General features: G+C 59.2%; 14 protein-coding genes and 5 tRNA genes. 5 read left to right on the plus strand and 14 right to left on the minus strand.

The window, feature by feature from the left end; genetic code table 11:
- Positions 1 to 84: 84 nt before the first annotated feature.
- Both murA and ramA read right to left on the minus strand, forming a co-directional pair.
- On the minus strand, positions 85 to 1353 hold the full coding sequence (gene murA, locus HMPREF2698_RS09270; protein WP_070564217.1) for a UDP-N-acetylglucosamine 1-carboxyvinyltransferase: 1269 nt from the start codon (positions 1351 to 1353) through the stop codon (positions 85 to 87).
- A gap of 21 nt (positions 1354 to 1374) precedes the next feature.
- Positions 1375 to 2214 (minus strand): acetate metabolism transcriptional regulator RamA, encoded by an 840-nt coding sequence (gene ramA, locus HMPREF2698_RS09275; protein ID WP_070522991.1) that lies wholly within the window; start codon positions 2212 to 2214, stop codon positions 1375 to 1377.
- A 256-nt stretch (positions 2215 to 2470) separates the two neighbouring features.
- Between ramA and cysK the strand changes: the two genes are divergently transcribed.
- A complete protein-coding gene (gene cysK, locus HMPREF2698_RS09280) occupies positions 2471 to 3406 on the plus strand; it encodes a cysteine synthase A (RefSeq protein WP_070563979.1) in 936 nt (311 codons plus the stop codon).
- Between the two features lie 120 nt (positions 3407 to 3526).
- A complete protein-coding gene (gene epsC / locus HMPREF2698_RS09285; RefSeq protein WP_070532406.1) occupies positions 3527 to 4090 on the plus strand; it encodes a serine O-acetyltransferase EpsC in 564 nt (187 codons plus the stop codon).
- A gap of 12 nt (positions 4091 to 4102) precedes the next feature.
- On the opposite strand, the gene HMPREF2698_RS09290 is transcribed toward epsC, so the two are convergent.
- From HMPREF2698_RS09290 to HMPREF2698_RS09310, 5 genes are all read right to left on the minus strand, one after another.
- Complete coding sequence (locus HMPREF2698_RS09290) at positions 4103 to 4405, minus strand: GNAT family N-acetyltransferase (RefSeq protein ID WP_070563982.1); 303 nt, start codon at positions 4403 to 4405, stop codon at positions 4103 to 4105.
- A gap of 52 nt (positions 4406 to 4457) precedes the next feature.
- Positions 4458 to 4530: transfer RNA gene (locus HMPREF2698_RS09295), tRNA-Phe, on the minus strand.
- A 20-nt stretch (positions 4531 to 4550) separates the two neighbouring features.
- Positions 4551 to 4624: transfer RNA gene (locus HMPREF2698_RS09300), tRNA-Asp, on the minus strand.
- Between the two features lie 251 nt (positions 4625 to 4875).
- A tRNA-Asp gene (locus HMPREF2698_RS09305) sits at positions 4876 to 4952 on the minus strand.
- Between the two features lie 34 nt (positions 4953 to 4986).
- A tRNA-Glu gene (locus HMPREF2698_RS09310) sits at positions 4987 to 5062 on the minus strand.
- A gap of 83 nt (positions 5063 to 5145) precedes the next feature.
- Here HMPREF2698_RS09310 and HMPREF2698_RS09315 point away from each other — a divergent pair.
- Positions 5146 to 5478: a metal-sensitive transcriptional regulator gene (locus tag HMPREF2698_RS09315; RefSeq protein WP_070563984.1), complete on the plus strand. Its 333-nt coding sequence runs from the start codon at positions 5146 to 5148 to the stop codon at positions 5476 to 5478.
- Between the two features lie 66 nt (positions 5479 to 5544).
- Here the strand turns inward: HMPREF2698_RS09315 and HMPREF2698_RS09320 are convergent.
- Together HMPREF2698_RS09320 and HMPREF2698_RS09325 are read right to left on the minus strand one after the other, a co-directional pair.
- Positions 5545 to 5617 (minus strand) — tRNA-Lys (locus HMPREF2698_RS09320).
- A 90-nt stretch (positions 5618 to 5707) separates the two neighbouring features.
- Positions 5708 to 7210, minus strand: a complete 1503-nt coding sequence (locus HMPREF2698_RS09325; RefSeq protein WP_070522973.1) for an acetyl-CoA hydrolase/transferase family protein — start codon at positions 7208 to 7210, stop codon at positions 5708 to 5710.
- A gap of 176 nt (positions 7211 to 7386) precedes the next feature.
- Between HMPREF2698_RS09325 and dusB the strand changes: the two genes are divergently transcribed.
- Both dusB and phoU read left to right on the plus strand, forming a co-directional pair.
- Positions 7387 to 8532, plus strand: coding sequence for a tRNA dihydrouridine synthase DusB (gene dusB, locus HMPREF2698_RS09330; RefSeq protein WP_070522970.1), 1146 nt, complete (start codon positions 7387 to 7389; stop codon positions 8530 to 8532).
- Between the two features lie 66 nt (positions 8533 to 8598).
- Entirely contained in the window at positions 8599 to 9327 is a 729-nt protein-coding gene (phoU, locus tag HMPREF2698_RS09335) for a phosphate signaling complex protein PhoU (protein ID WP_070563986.1), read from the plus strand.
- 98 nt (positions 9328 to 9425) lie between these two features.
- Here the strand turns inward: phoU and pstB are convergent, their stop codons facing one another.
- From pstB to mshD, 5 genes are all read right to left on the minus strand, one after another.
- A complete protein-coding gene (pstB, locus tag HMPREF2698_RS09340; protein WP_070532392.1) occupies positions 9426 to 10199 on the minus strand; it encodes a phosphate ABC transporter ATP-binding protein PstB in 774 nt (257 codons plus the stop codon).
- 39 nt (positions 10200 to 10238) lie between these two features.
- A complete protein-coding gene (gene pstA / locus HMPREF2698_RS09345; protein ID WP_070563989.1) occupies positions 10239 to 11156 on the minus strand; it encodes a phosphate ABC transporter permease PstA in 918 nt (305 codons plus the stop codon).
- 13 nt (positions 11157 to 11169) lie between these two features.
- Positions 11170 to 12219, minus strand: a complete 1050-nt coding sequence (gene pstC / locus HMPREF2698_RS09350) for a phosphate ABC transporter permease subunit PstC (protein ID WP_070563992.1) — start codon at positions 12217 to 12219, stop codon at positions 11170 to 11172.
- Positions 12220 to 12368: 149 nt separating this feature from the next.
- On the minus strand, positions 12369 to 13478 hold the full coding sequence (gene pstS / locus HMPREF2698_RS09355) for a phosphate ABC transporter substrate-binding protein PstS (RefSeq protein ID WP_070522954.1): 1110 nt from the start codon (positions 13476 to 13478) through the stop codon (positions 12369 to 12371).
- Between the two features lie 186 nt (positions 13479 to 13664).
- Positions 13665 to 14579 carry a mycothiol synthase gene (gene mshD, locus HMPREF2698_RS09360; protein WP_070522950.1) on the minus strand — a complete coding sequence of 305 codons (915 nt, stop codon included), beginning with the start codon at positions 14577 to 14579 and terminating at the stop codon, positions 13665 to 13667.
- Positions 14580 to 14594: the final 15 nt, after the last annotated feature.

Raw genomic sequence — 14594 nt, forward strand, 5'->3', positions numbered from 1 at the left:
TACGCACACCCCCAACAAACAACAAATCCCCAGGTGACACACCGAAAAGGTGCGCCACATAGGGACGTCGCCAAGCAATGCTCCTTAGTAGAGCTCCTCCTCTTGAGTGCGCTCGATGGTGGCGCCCAAGGCCTGCAGGTTCTCCACAAAGTTGGGATAGCCGCGGTCGATGTGAAAGACATCGTGCACGGTGGTCGTCTCATCCGCACACAAAGCGGAGAGGACCAATCCGGCACCTGCGCGGATATCGGAGCTCCAGACATGCGTCGAGGACAGGCGCTCTTGACCGCGGATAACTACGTGGTGTCCATCCACCTGGGCATCAGCGCCAAGGCGGAGCATCTCATCGACGAACCGGAAACGAGACTCAAAGACATTTTCCGTGATGATGGATGTACCTTCCGCGACCGCGGAGAGCCCGATGGCAATCGGCTGAAGATCCGTGGGGAAGCCGGGGTACGGCAGCGTTTGGTAGTCCACAGCAGTTGGACGCCGGTCCATGCGCACGCGGAAACCATTGACATAGTCCTCGATATCCGCACCGGCGGACTTAAGCTTCTCCAACGGCAGGGGCAGGTGCTTGGGAGCAATACCGCCCACCGTGATATCCCCGCGAGTCATTACGGCAGCATATGCCCACGTACCCGCAACAATACGGTCACCGATAACCTCGTGCTCCGTCGGTTGCAGCTTGTCCACTCCCCGAATGGTGATGGTGGATGTCCCCTCCCCAGAGATGTCGGCGCCCATTTCCTTGAGCATCGTGCACAGGTCCACAATTTCCGGTTCGCGGGCCGCATTGTGGAGTTGGGTTTCGCCATCCGCAAGGACTGCAGCAGTAAGAATATTTTCGGTAGCGCCTACCGAGGGAAAATCGAGCTTGATGTTCGCGCCATGGAGTTGATCCGCCTCTGCTACAACGGCGCCGTGTTCGATGCGCGTGCTAGCGCCCATCTTCTCTAGCCCAGATTGGTGCATGTCCAGTGGGCGGGAACCAATGGCGTCGCCACCTGGCAAAGCTACCTTTGCGTGACCACAACGCGCCGTCAGCGGCCCCAATACACACACCGACGCGCGAAATTGGCGCACCGCATCGAAGTCTGCATTGGAATGCAACGTGGCCGGCGTGGTGATCTGCACGGTGTGGCCATCGATTTCCACTGAACAGCCAAGGCCTTCAAGGACCTTTCGCATCAGTGGAACATCAAGGATTTTAGGACAGTTGGTCAGCGTGGTGGTGCCCTCCGCCAACAGTGCCGCAGCCATCAGCTTCAGCACACTGTTCTTGGCACCGTCCACCTTGACGGTGCCCTGCAGGCGCGCCCCACCGGAGACAATAAATTGGTCTTTCACGCCCACCCAACTTACCTACGATCAGGGCAACGCGCCTATACGACGGGCCGCATTAACCGCCTCATAGCGAGTATGTGCACCCAGTTTGCGCATGACAGAGCGCAAATAGGACTTCACCGTTTCGGCGCCAATACCCATTTCCTCGGCCGCCTCGACATTGGTATGCCCCAATGCCACGCAGGAAAGAACATCCAGCTCGCGAGCAGAAAGCTTGGTGGACTGCTTAACGCGCACCGGGGAGACCATCTGGTCGCAAAGAGCCTCTAGTTCCTTACGGAGGTCTTCATCGTTGACTCGGTTAGCCAACATGCGGAGCTTGGAGTGCGTTGAGCGCACCTGCTCCCACTCAGCCCCGTTCATCACGTGACCGCGAGCAGCGCCGCCCTTGCCTCCGTCGGCACGACGCAACGCGGAATTAACGGCCAGATCCTGCTCGAGGCACCGAGCAGTCATGGTGACTTCCTCGATTACCTTGTCACCCAAGCGCACCGGCGAATGGACACCAACATAGAGGACACCGCGGATTTCACGCTGAACGGTGACCGGCACCGCCACGATCGAATGCAGTCCCTCATCCTGGATATGGCGATCATTCTCATGGCTAATTGTGGTGGCACGAGTGTAGTCGGACACACCAACCGCGCGGCGAGTGCTGACAACGCGCCCGCCGACGCCCACGTTCGCGTCAATCACCAAATTCTGCAAGGCCGGGGTCCGCAGCCCTACCCACTGGGTAATCTGCAGGCGATTGTCCGGCAGCAAGGTCCCGTACATCGTGACGGGGATTCCCGTTGCGGTCTTTAGTGACGAGAGCGCTGCGCGTACGGCTTCGTCGTCATCCTTGAGTCGGTGCGGCTCCATGAGACTCTCTCTTACTCGGGGGTAACCAGCAGGTGCACCCACATTTCCCGCCTGAAACGGGGGTAGGCGAACACTATTTGCGAAGTATAACCGGCCGACGGGGGTAATTCTAAATCACGCCTCGCCCTCATGAGACGCCTCAAATCCCACATGCCATGCCCGAATGATCTGTTCAGAATCTATATACCACTTGGTCTATTGCCACGGTGTAGAGTGTCTGCTGTACATCAGAACTTATCTTCAAGGAGTCCACATCGTGGCTGTATACAACAATATTCTCGACACCATCGGCGGTACCCCGCTTGTCCGCCTCAACCGCCTGACCGAAGGCCTCGGCGCCGAGGTACTGGTGAAGGTTGAGTCTTTCAACCCCGCTAATTCCGTCAAGGATCGCATTGCCAAGGCGATCGTCGACACCGCCGTAGAATCCGGCGAGCTAAAGCCAGGCGGCACCATCGTTGAGGCCACCTCCGGCAACACCGGCATCGGCTTGGCACTCGTCGGTGCCGCCCAGGGTTACAAGGTCATCCTCACCATGCCGGAGACCATGTCCAACGAGCGCAAGGTTTTGTTGCGCGCTTATGGTGCTGAAATCGTGCTCACCCCGGGCGCTGCCGGCATGAAGGGTGCTGTCGAGAAGGCCAACGAAATTATCGCTGAGACCCCCAACGCCATCCTGGCCTCCCAGTTCGCCAACGAGGCAAACCCGAAGATTCACGAGGCAACCACGGGCCGCGAGATCTGGGACGACGCTGAGGGCAAGGTCGACGCTTTCGTCGCTGGCGTCGGCACCGGCGGCACCGTCACCGGTGTGGGCCGCTACCTGCGTTCCCAGAACCCCGACACCTACCTGGTCGCCGTTGAGCCCGCCGACTCCCCCGTCCTCTCCGAGGGACACGCTGGCCCCCACAAGATCCAGGGCATCGGCGCCAACTTTGTCCCAGAGGTTCTGGACCGCGAGATCCTCAACGAGGTGCTCACCGCAACCACCGAGGAATCCGTCTCCACCGCACGCAAGCTGGCCACCGAAGAAGGACTGCTCGTCGGCATTTCCTCCGGTGCCAACGTCTCTGCGGCACTCAAGCTGGCTGCGCGCGAAGAGTTCAAGGGCAAGACCATCGTCGTCGTCGCCCCGGACTTCGGTGAGCGCTATGTCTCCACCATCCTCTTCGAGGACATTCGCGAGGCCTAAGGAAAACGCTAACGTGGCTTTCCACGGGACGTCGCCAAGCACGGCGCCGTGGAAAGCCCTCCGAATAAAAGCGCCCTCTGTGCTAGGGGGCGCTTTTTCTTTCTAGATAGGATGGTTCGCATGCACATCTTGAAGATGATTCGTGAAGACCTCGCCAACGCGCGCGAGCATGATCCGGCCGCGCGCGGCGACGTCGAAAATGCCGTGGTCTACTCCGGCCTTCACGCCATTTGGGCGCACCGAATCGCCCACCGCATGTGGAAACGTGGATGGCGTGGGCCAGCCCGTATTTTGGCGCAGCTTAACCGCTTCTTCACCGGAATCGAGATTCACCCCGGCGCTACCATTGGCCGGCGCTTCTTCATTGACCACGGCATGGGGATCGTCATCGGTGAAACCGCCGAAATTGGCGATGGCGTCATGCTTTACCACGGCGTCACGCTCGGTGGTCAGGTGCTGACACAGACTAAGCGCCACCCAACAATTGAGGACAACGTCACCATTGGCGCGGGCGCCAAAGTGCTCGGCCCGATTACCATCGGCCACGGCTCCGCTGTCGGTGCCAACGCCGTGGTGACAAAGGACGTGCCACCGGAGCACATTGCCATCGGTATCCCGGCCACCAACCGCCCGCGCAAGAAGGATGAGCGCATCAAGCTGGTGGACCCGGACTACTACATCTAAAAGACCGTGCCTTTAAAGGCTGCCTTCACGGGCAGTCAGCCGCTGGTAATCGGGATTCTTCTCAATGAAGCGCGCCACGGCGCTGCACGTTGGAATGACTTGGCGGCCGGCCGTTGAGTCATCATCCAGTGCCGCTTTAATAAGCGGCTTGGGCAGCCCTTGGCCCTGAAATGACTCGAAGATTTCCGTGTGCGTGAATTCGCGTGTGGTAGCGGAATCACTGTATTCGGCGAAGCCTGCTTCTTCCCCATCAACGGTGATGACGAAACGGGATTGATCGGTTTGGTGCGCAACTGAAGTAGTCATGCCGCCCATTAAACCAAAAAGAGCAACAAAAAAGCCCCTTCCAATGGAAGGGGCTGTCTTGTGGCCAGAGCCAGGATCGAACTGGCGACCCCACACTTTTCAGGCGTGTGCTCTACCGACTGAGCTATCTGGCCAGAAGCCACAAGGACTTCGGCGACCCTGACGGGACTTGAACCCGCGACCTCCGCCGTGACAGGGCGGCGCGCTAACCAACTGCGCCACAGGGCCATTTTCAATTATCTGTTGTGCGCTGGGCACGAATAAGTACTCTACACAAAGCTAGATAAGCACACCAAATCAGCATGTCATTCACCGTTTTCACGGTGATGCAGCCCCTCAATACACACTGTCACCACAGCGCCTAGACCTATACAGATCTATGCGCCATTTGCGACGTTGCAGGAGCCTCCACACACCACCATAAAACGACACAAGCCCCGAGGCATATGTTCTATAAACAATGCTCCGAGGCTGAAATATGGCGACCCTGACGGGACTTGAACCCGCGACCTCCGCCGTGACAGGGCGGCGCGCTAACCAACTGCGCCACAGGGCCATAAGTATTTTCTTGTGCACCAACACAAAAGTGTTGGTACCCCCAACGGGATTCGAACCCGTGCCGCCGCCGTGAAAGGGCGGTGTCCTAGGCCGCTAGACGATGGGGGCCCGTTGCCTTGAGGCAACTTTGTAAAAATATACTGGAGACATCCTCACTTAACCAAATCGTCCTGGCAGAAAGGCAGAAAACCATGGCTGACCAGCGGGATACCTGTTCCTGTCACGAGCCGGGTGTGCACGGCTACAACTCCAATGATGAGCAGAAAGCAAAGTACTTGGCTCGCCTCAAGCGCATCGAAGGCCAAACCCGAGGCATCCACCGCATGATCGCGGAGGACCAATACTGCATCGACATCATCACGCAGATCTCAGCGGTTACTTCAGCGCTCGAGAACGTTTCCCTAGCACTCTTGGAGGACCACATAGAACACTGTGTGGCGGGAGCAGCCGCCGAAGACGGGCAAGTAGCCACAGAGAAGCTCGAGGAGGCCATGCGGGCCATCAGGAAGCTCGTTAAGAGCTAGCCCTGAACCCAGCCCTGCGCTTGGGCCCCAAAACAAAAAAGAGCCGCCCGAAGGCGGCTCTTTTTGTGGGCCCTGTGGGGATCGAACCCACGACCTGCGGATTAAAAGTCCGTAGCTCTACCAACTGAGCTAAAGGCCCAACGCTCACCTATCCTAGCCGGTGGCACCAAAGAAAAGGAAATGGCCCTCACCTTCAGTGGTAAGGGCCACAACCTTGCGGGTCTAAGACTTAGCCGCGCATGTCACCCTTCTCCATGAAGTTCACCTGGAAATCGAAGGCGGTCTTCAGATCGTGCGGGGTGTGCTGGAACTTGTTAGCCTTGGCGCGCTCGAAGTACTCCTCCAGCATCGGGCGGTAGTCCGGGTGAGCCACGGCGATGACCTTCTCCACGCGCTCCTTCGGGGCCAAACCGCGCAGGTCCGCAACGCCATACTCGGTGATGATGACCATGGTGTCGTGCTCGGTGTGGTCGGTGTGAGAAACGAAAGGCACGATGGCGGAGATAGCGCCGCCCTTGGCCACCGACGGGGAGACGAAGGTGGAGATGTAGGCGTTACGGGTGAAGTCACCCGAGCCGCCAGTACCGTTCATGATGCGGGAGCCGGAGACGTTGGTGGAGTTGATGTTGCCGTAGATATCGCCTTCAATCATGCCGTTGGAAGAAATCAGGCCCACGCGGCGAATAACCTCCGGGTGGTTGGATACCTGCTGCGGGCGCAGGATGATGTGCTTGGCGTAGCGATCAGCCTCAGCGTTCATCTTGTCCGCGTACTCCGGGGACAGGGCGAAGGAGGTTGCGGAGGCGACGGTCATCTTGCCGGCGTCGATAAGATCCAACATGCCGTCCTGGATAACCTCGGTATAGGCCTGAATGTTTTCGAACTTGGAGTCCAACAGGCCTGCCATCACGGCGTTCGGGACGTTGCCCACACCGGACTGCATGATGAACTTGTCATACTCTAGGCGGCCGGCAGCAACCTCACCCTCGAGGAACTCGATGAAGTTCGCAGCAATCTTCTCAGAAACCTCATCCGGGGCCTTGAACGGAGCGTTGCGGTCCGGGGCATTGGTCTTGACCACAGCCACGACCTTCTCCTCCGGAATCTCGATGTAGGTGGTACCGACGCGGTCAGCCGGCTTGGTAATCGGGATTGGCTGGCGGTTCGGCAGCTTCTCGATCTTGTAGATATCGTGCATGCCCTCGAGGTTGAGGGACTGCCACTCGTTGATCTCAATGATGATCTTGTCGGCGGCATCGATGTATTCGAGGTTGTTGCCCACAGCGGAGGACGGAACGATATTTCCGTTCTCGTCAATACGAACGGCCTCAATAATGGCTACCTGGAAGTCACCGTAGAAGCCCTCTTCCACCTGCTGGCCAGAGTGCGAGAGGTGGATGTCCTGGTACAGGGCGGAGCCGTCGTTGAAGCGGCCGCGCAAAACCGGGTCAGAGTTATACGGAGAGCGGAAGCGGATGGCGTCTGCCTCAGCCAACACACCATCACAGTCCGGAGCGGTAGAGGCACCGGAGAAAACATCGATCTTGAACTCCTCGCCCGCCTCATGAGCTGCCTTCGCCTTCTCCGCGATGGCAGTCGGCAACGCCTTAGGGTAGCCAGCGCCGGTAAAGCCGGAGATTCCCACACGGTCACCGTGGTTGACGAACTTTGCGGCCTCGTCAGCGCTCATCACGAGCTTCTCAAACGGTGCGTATGCAATTCTCTCAGACATTAGTCCTCCTTTTATGTGCAGAAACGACCTACGTTACGGTCCTTTCCTGTTAGTTACATGCACCACACTAGCGAATCGGTGGAGGATTTACCGCACTCTGCCCCAAACTGTGTGCACCCCTCACTTTCCTCGTGAGAATTTGCCACCCCAGGCTCTTTCCGCGCACAATTGGCGGCGTGACTCTTGCTATCGGAAAAATCCAGCTCAACTCCCCCGTTGTCCTCGCCCCCATGGCGGGCGTGACCAACGTGGCCTTTCGCGTGCTGTGTCGCGAGCAAGAGATAGCGAAGACCGGCACCGTCTCCGGCCTTTATGTCTGCGAAATGGTTACCGCCCGCGCCTTGGTAGAGCGAAATCCCAAGACGCTGCACATGACCACTTTCGATCCACAGGAGAATCCGCGCTCGCTGCAGCTGTACACCGTCGATCCGGAGTACACCTACAAGGCGGCGAAGATGATCGTGGATGAGAATCTGGCTGACCACATCGATATGAACTTTGGCTGCCCGGTTCCCAAGGTCACGCGCCGCGGCGGAGGCTCCGCACTCCCCTATAAGCGCCGCCTCTTTGGCAACATCGTCGCCGCAGCGGTCAAGGCCACAGAGGGCACCGATATCCCGGTCACCGTGAAAATGCGCGTGGGCATCGACGAGGATCACCACACGCACCTCGACGCCGGCCGCATTGCGGTGGAAGAAGGGGCGTCGGCAGTCGCGCTCCACGGCCGTACCGCCGCGCAACGCTACTCGGGCCATGCGGACTGGAATGAAATTGCGCGCCTTAAGGAGCACTTGGCCCATACCGGTATCCCTGTCTTGGGTAACGGCGATATCTTCAAGGCCACGGATGCCCGCGCCATGATGGAACAAACGGGCTGCGACGGCGTCGTCGTGGGACGAGGTTGTCTGGGTCGTCCTTGGCTCTTCGCGGAGCTCTCCGCCCACCTTCGTGGCGAGCCGGTGCCGGCCGAGCCCACGTTGGGTGAGGTCACGCAGATTATGATTCGCCACGCAGAACTGCTGGCGCAGCACGAGGGCGAGGACCAGGCCAGCCGCGATATCCGCAAGCACATCGGCTGGTACCTACGCGGTTTTCCCGTGGGAGGTCAGGTCCGTGCTGGCCTGTCCCGCGTGAACTCCCTCGACGCTCTCCGGGAGCTGCTCGAGCCGTGGGCTGATTCGCCTGCGCTTGCCGACGACGCCGATGGCGCCCGCGGCCGCCAGGGTTCCCCCGCCAAGGTGGTCCTTCCCGAGGGGTGGCTCGACGATCCGGAGGACGCAACCGTTCCGGAAGGCGCGGAGATTATGCATTCCGGCGGCTAGCCACGAAAGTCCCCTTTTGTGTCGCTCGACAGGCACTAGACCAATTGTTCAGCTAAAGTACGTGACATGCGCGCTGCCTACCGTGAACAGTTGGACAACTTTGCCCATGACCTCATCATCATGAGCACTGCGGTTCATAAGCTGATGACTCTTGCCTCTCAGGCATTAATCGAATCCTCCCTGCAATCAGCTGAGGAGGCCCTGTCGTTGCGCGATGAGTTGGATGAAGTCCGCTCGCGCTGCGAAGACCGTGCGGTGTCCCTTCTGGCCTTGGAAAACCCGATGGCCAAGGATCTGCGCCAGGTCATCGCTTCCATCTATATTGTGGAAGACTTTTACCGCATGGGCCGCTTGTCTCAGCACATTGCCACCAGCGCCCGCCGCCGCCACCCTGAATCAGTTGTTCCGTCAGACATTATGGGCTATTTCGAGGAATACACACGTCTCGTTCTCGACATGTCCTCAGGCCTCAAAGACATCCTCATCACCCGCGATCCGGAGCTGGCGCTCCGTTTGACCGAGGACGACGACGCCGTCGATGACATCAACCAACACCTGCTTCGTATGTTGACGCAGCGGGAGTGGAAAGGAACGGTGCGCCAGGCCGTGGAAACCTCGCAGCTTTCGCGCTACTACGAGCGTTTCGCCGATCATTGCGCAGCAGCTGCCGGCCGCATCATTTACCTGGCAACGGGCTTGGACCCCGACCGCTACATGCGCAAGCGCGATCAGGAGCAACGAGAGGCAGAGCTGGAGGCCCGCATGGCGGAGCTGGAGCGCCAGTTTCACCGCTAGCCCCTACCGCTCGCCACACCTAGCGCACAGTGCATGCACAAAGCCGGCACCTCTTCTAGACCTTTAGAAGAAATGCCGGCTTTCGGCGCTGTCAGTGTTTAGCCGAAGCGGCCAGAAATGTAATCCTCGGTATCCTTTTTTGCGGGGTTTTCGAAGATCTTCGTGGTGTCATCGAACTCCACCAGGTGGCCAGGACGGCCGGTGGCTTCCAGGGAGAAGAAGCCGGTCTTGTCCGACACGCGGGCTGCCTGCTGCATGTTGTGGGTAACGATAACGATAGTGAAGTTTTCCTTCAGCTCATGGATCAGGTCCTCCACGGCCAAGGTGGAAATCGGGTCGAGCGCCGAGCAGGGCTCGTCCATGAGCAGGACTTCCGGCTCCACGGCAATCGCGCGAGCAATGCACAGACGCTGCTGCTGGCCGCCGGACAGGCCGCCGCCCGGCTTGTCCAGGCGGTCCTTAACCTCATCCCAAAGGTTGGCGCCGCGCAAGGACTTCTCGGCGACCTCTTTCAGCTTCTTCTTGTTCTTCTCGCCGGACAGCTTCAGGCCGGCAACAACGTTATCCTCAATGGACATCGTCGGGAACGGGTTGGCCTTCTGGAAGACCATGCCGATGGTATTGCGAACGGACACCGGATCGACCTTGGGCCCGTAGATGTTCTGGCCGTCCAGGAGAATCTCACCCTTGACATAAGCACCAGGGATGACCTCGTGCATGCGGTTCAGGGTGCGCAGGACTGTGGACTTACCACAGCCGGAAGGGCCGATGAAGGCAGTCACGGCCTTCGCCGGGATCTGCATGTTGACGTTCTGTACGGCGTGGAAGTCACCGTAGTAGATGTTCACGTCGTTGAGCTCAAGCTTGGACATGAGTAGTGCTCCTATGGGGTAGGTAGAAAGTGAATACGGTTACTTCTTGACGGAGAACTTCGCCGAAACGATGCGCGCGCCAATGTTGAGAATCGCGATGAGGAGAACCAACGTAAGGGCGGCACCCCACAGCTTGTCCAGGACGGCCGGATCAGCGCCGGACTTGTACATATCCAGCATCATCAACGGCAACGAGGACTGCGCACCCTTGAGTGCGTCCCAGTTGATGGAGGAGGTGGAGCCCACCAACACCAGCACCGGCGCGGACTCACCCATGATGCGGGCCACGGCCAGCATGATGCCGGTGACGATGCCGGACAGTGCGGTCGGCAGAACGATGCGTGCGATGGTCTTCCACTTCGGCACACCGAGAGCATAGGAAGCCTCACGCAGATCCATCGGGACCACGCGGAGCATCTCTTCGGTATTGCGGACCACAATCGGAATCATCAGGAGCACAAGCGATAGCGCCACCGCCATACCGGAACGCTTGAAGCCGAACAGAGTAATCCACATGGCGAAGATGAACAGGGCCGCAACAATGGAAGGCACACCGGAGAGGATGTCCACCATGAAAGTGGTAAGGCGGCTGAGCGTTCCACCGCGGGAGTACTCCACCAGGTAAATCGCGGTGAAGATGCCGATCGGAACGGAAATGACGGTCGCGATGACGGTCTGCACAAAGGTACCGATAATAGCGTGGAGCGCACCGCCGCCGGCCTCGGTATCAAGGATTCCGCGTTGGGAGTGGGTCCACCATTCGGGGTTCAGGATAGCGCCCGAACCGCGAGAAATGAGCTCGAAGAGAACCCACAGCAGCGGAATCATGGCGATGATCATCGTTGCCCACACGAGAACGGTGGCAACAGTATTGGTGGTCTTTCGGCTCGAGGAGATATCCAGGAAGGTCGGGCCGGAAGATGCCGGGACAGAGTTGGAAGTTGTAGTCGTAGTCATCTCTGAGCCCTCCTTACTTGCTCTTCACGATGGAGCGGGCAATAGCGTTGACCAAGAAGGTCAGAAGGAACAGCATGAGGCCTGCGGCGATATACGCACCGGCACGCATCTCATTACCGAACTCAGCAGCCGCCAAGGCGATGGCCGTTGCGAAGGTGGTACCGCCGTCGAACAGCGAGAAGCGGAAGTCCACCAGCGGGGAGACAACCATGTACAGCGCCATGGTCTCACCCAGCGCACGGCCCAGACCCAGCATGGAGCCGGCGATGTAGCCGGACATGCCGAAAGGAAGGACCGTCATGCGGATAACTTCCCAGCGGGTGGCGCCGAGTGCCAAGGCGGACTCGATCTGACCGGGAGGGGTCTGCACAAAGACCTCGCGGGCGGTGGCAGCGATGATCGGCAGGATCATCACCGCCAGAACAATGCCACCGGTGAGGACGTTGCGGCCCGTCGCAAAGTTCGGGGAGTTGTCGTACACCGTGAAGAGGAAGAAGCCACCAGCCCAGGAGTGCAGCCAGGTGTAGAAGCCGGACAGCGCAGGGCCGAGCACCTGCCAGCCCCACAGGCCGTACACGATGGATGGCACGGCGGCGAGCATGTCTACCAAGAATCCCAACGGCTTGACCAGCTTGGCCGGCGCGTAGTTGGACAGGAAGATGGCAATACCGAGCGCGACCGGCATCGCAATGATGAGAGCCACGATGGAAATCAAGACGGTGTGGCCGAACATGGTCGGGATACCGAACTTCATAGCATCGGTGTCGTTGGTCTCCCAACGGTCACCGTAGGTGAAGAAGCCCAGAATGCCACCCTCATTGACGGACAGAGAAGGAACCGCACGCCAGATCAGGAAGGCCGCGATGGCAGCGATCATCACCGTGATCAGCGTTGCGGACGCAGTGGACAAGAATTCAAAAATGCGATCACCAGGGCGCTTCACACCGGACTTGACGGCGGGCGTAGAGGTGGCGTCCGCCTCGGACGCATGCGCGCTAGGGCGGGTCGCTGAAACGGCATCCTCCTTCACGGACGACGCTGTGGTGAGATTGTTGTCTGCCATGAGACTAGGGAATCCTTTTCAACGGAAACAATGAAAATACGGGACATGCTGCCGCCCCCAAAGCGCTCGTGAAGGGCGGGTTGGGGGCGGAAGTGTGTGTTCAAACGGACGCTACGGGGGTTCAAAGAAACCCGCGTAGTAACGCGCTCTTACTGGATAGCCTCGACGGCTGCCTTCAGGCGCTCCAGGTGGTCACCGGAAACCGGGATGAAGCCTGCCTTCTCCAGCTCCTCGGACTGATTGTCCAGGACGGTGTTAAAGAAGGCCTTCACCAGAGCGGAGGTCTCCTCGTCGTAGCCAGCGGAGCAGACGATGTTGTAGGTGGTCAGGATGAGCGGGTAAGCGCCCTCATCCTTGGAAGCAAAGAGCTTGTCGGAGTCAACGACCATGTCGTGCTCGGAGTTGGTCTCCTTGAAAGCGAGGTGGTCGAGAGCGACACCGACGGACTCAGAGCTGAGCTCAACCGGGCCGTTGCCGAAGTCAATCTTGGCAATCTTGACGCCATCGGCTTCCTTCTGGTGAGCGTAGCCAGCCTCAACGTAGGTGATGGCGCCCTCGATGGAGGCAACCTGGTCAGCCACACCGGAGGAACCGTTAGCACCCTCACCAACAGAATCCGGGAACTGCTTGCCTTCGCTGTCCCAGTTGCCGGTAGCGGACTTCAGGAACTTCTGGAAGTTATCGGAGGTACCGGACTCATCAGAGCGGAAGATAACGGTGATGTTCTTGTCCGGAAGGTCGGTGCCCTCGTTCTCAGCCTTGATGGCGTCATCGTTCCACTTGGTGATCTCGCCCTTGAAGATCTTGGCGAGGGTTTCGGTGGAGAGGTTGACCTCGGTGTCACCCAGGTTGTAGGCGATGGCGACGGGGCCAATGGTCGTCGGCAGGTGCCATGCGTCGTTGCCACCGCAACGCTCCTTGGCGGCCTCAACCTCGCCCTTATCTTCCTTCAGAGCGGAGTCAGAACCGGCGAAGTCAACGGTGCCGCCGTTGAAAGCCTTCACACCAGCGCCGGAGCCGGAAGAAGTGTAGGAGAAGTTAGCATCCGGGTATGCCTCCAGGAATGCCTTCTCAAAGACGGACATAGCGGACTTTTGGGAGGATGCGCCCTCACCAGAGAGGTCGCCGGAAACCTCTGCCCCATCGGAGCCGCCTTCAGCGGAGCCAGATTCGTTGGACTCAGAGCAGGCAACGAGAGCGGTGGAGGTGGCGGCGACGATGCCGAAGATAGCGGCGGTGCGCTTGAAGTTGCGGATCACGGGAAACCTTTCCGGTGCGGATACAAGAGAATGATTGTCCGAGCAAATCGCCCTCTACTCTTCTTTGAGCGATCTTCTTGAGACGAGCGCGATTAACTCACGTGTTGTAAAGCTATACAGGGCGGGTTAACCCCACAGGGATCAAGAGATGAACAATCGGTGAACTTGTACCAAAAGCCGGTGAGGCTAGTCACTTTTCGCCCAGACGCAGTGTTCCTCAGCGATGCCAAAGCCCAAACGCTCGTAGGCCTTTACCGCCGGAGCGTTATCAGCCTCGACATACAAGATGACCTTGTCCGCACCTTTAGCCGCCATGCGCTGCAGCCCAGCGCTCAGCAGCGGTCCACCGAGCCCGCGCCCGCGATAGTCCTCACCCAATCCCACAACATAGACCTCACCGAAGGCTGGGGTAGCCTCGTCGTGCCACTTCAGCCAGTGGAAGCCAGCCATTACCGGGTGGCTGTGGGAGTCATTCGGAGAATCCCACAGGAAAAGCACGTCGGCCGGATCGAACCACTCTGCCTCCATCCCGCGGTGCAGGCGCTCCAGATCCCAGCCTCCTTGCTCCGGATGCCAGGAGAAGGCTTCGTTATTGGTGCGTACCCATTCCGCCTCGACGTGCTCGCGCCCGAAGCGCTCCACTGACTCGGCGTAGGTCTGAATCTCTAGGCCATCAACCGTTGCCGGCGCTTCCTCGGCCGCGCGCAAGTCCTTCCCCTCAATCGCCATGACAAGCAGGCGCCTGACGACGTCCATCTCGTTGCGCTTCGCCAGCGCTTGCGCAGCGGGAAGATTGCCATGGGCCCAGATTTGGGGGGAGGTTGGGAGGGCGTCGACAAGCGCCTGCCCTACCCCTCGCCCACGGTGTTCCACGCCAACAAAGAGCTCTACAGTCTGCCCATCGAGGGCAGCCACGCCAGCTACCGCACCATCTTCAATTGCGAGAAGATGATGGTGCCCAAGGCGTTCATCCCTGAGCCCTAAAAGAAACTGCTCGGAGAGGGGCGCAAAGCCGTCGTGAGCTTCAGCAGCAGTGGCCAGCTCCTCCACGCGCTGGGCCACATCTGGGTTCAGTGGCAGAGTCTTGGTCTCAATATTCATGCTTCCCACCCTACG

It is taken from the genome of Corynebacterium sp. HMSC072A02 (assembly GCF_001810085.1).
Taxonomy (GTDB): domain Bacteria; phylum Actinomycetota; class Actinomycetes; order Mycobacteriales; family Mycobacteriaceae; genus Corynebacterium; species Corynebacterium hesseae.

Bases quoted from the DNA above. Each gene is read 5' to 3' on its own strand.
- ramA (WP_070522991.1), bottom strand. From the start codon at position 2,214: ATGGAGCCGCACCGACTCAAGGATGACGACGAAGCCGTACGCGCAGCG.
- epsC (WP_070532406.1), top strand. From the start codon at position 3,527: ATGCACATCTTGAAGATGATTCGTGAAGACCTCGCCAACGCGCGCGAG.
- HMPREF2698_RS09290 (WP_070563982.1), bottom strand. From the start codon at position 4,405: ATGGGCGGCATGACTACTTCAGTTGCGCACCAAACCGATCAATCCCGT.
- HMPREF2698_RS09315 (WP_070563984.1), top strand. From the start codon at position 5,146: ATGGCTGACCAGCGGGATACCTGTTCCTGTCACGAGCCGGGTGTGCAC.
- HMPREF2698_RS09325 (WP_070522973.1), bottom strand. From the start codon at position 7,210: ATGTCTGAGAGAATTGCATACGCACCGTTTGAGAAGCTCGTGATGAGC.
- phoU (WP_070563986.1), top strand. From the start codon at position 8,599: ATGCGCGCTGCCTACCGTGAACAGTTGGACAACTTTGCCCATGACCTC.
- pstB (WP_070532392.1), bottom strand. From the start codon at position 10,199: ATGTCCAAGCTTGAGCTCAACGACGTGAACATCTACTACGGTGACTTC.
- pstA (WP_070563989.1), bottom strand. From the start codon at position 11,156: ATGACTACGACTACAACTTCCAACTCTGTCCCGGCATCTTCCGGCCCG.
- pstC (WP_070563992.1), bottom strand. From the start codon at position 12,219: ATGGCAGACAACAATCTCACCACAGCGTCGTCCGTGAAGGAGGATGCC.
- mshD (WP_070522950.1), bottom strand. From the start codon at position 14,579: ATGAATATTGAGACCAAGACTCTGCCACTGAACCCAGATGTGGCCCAG.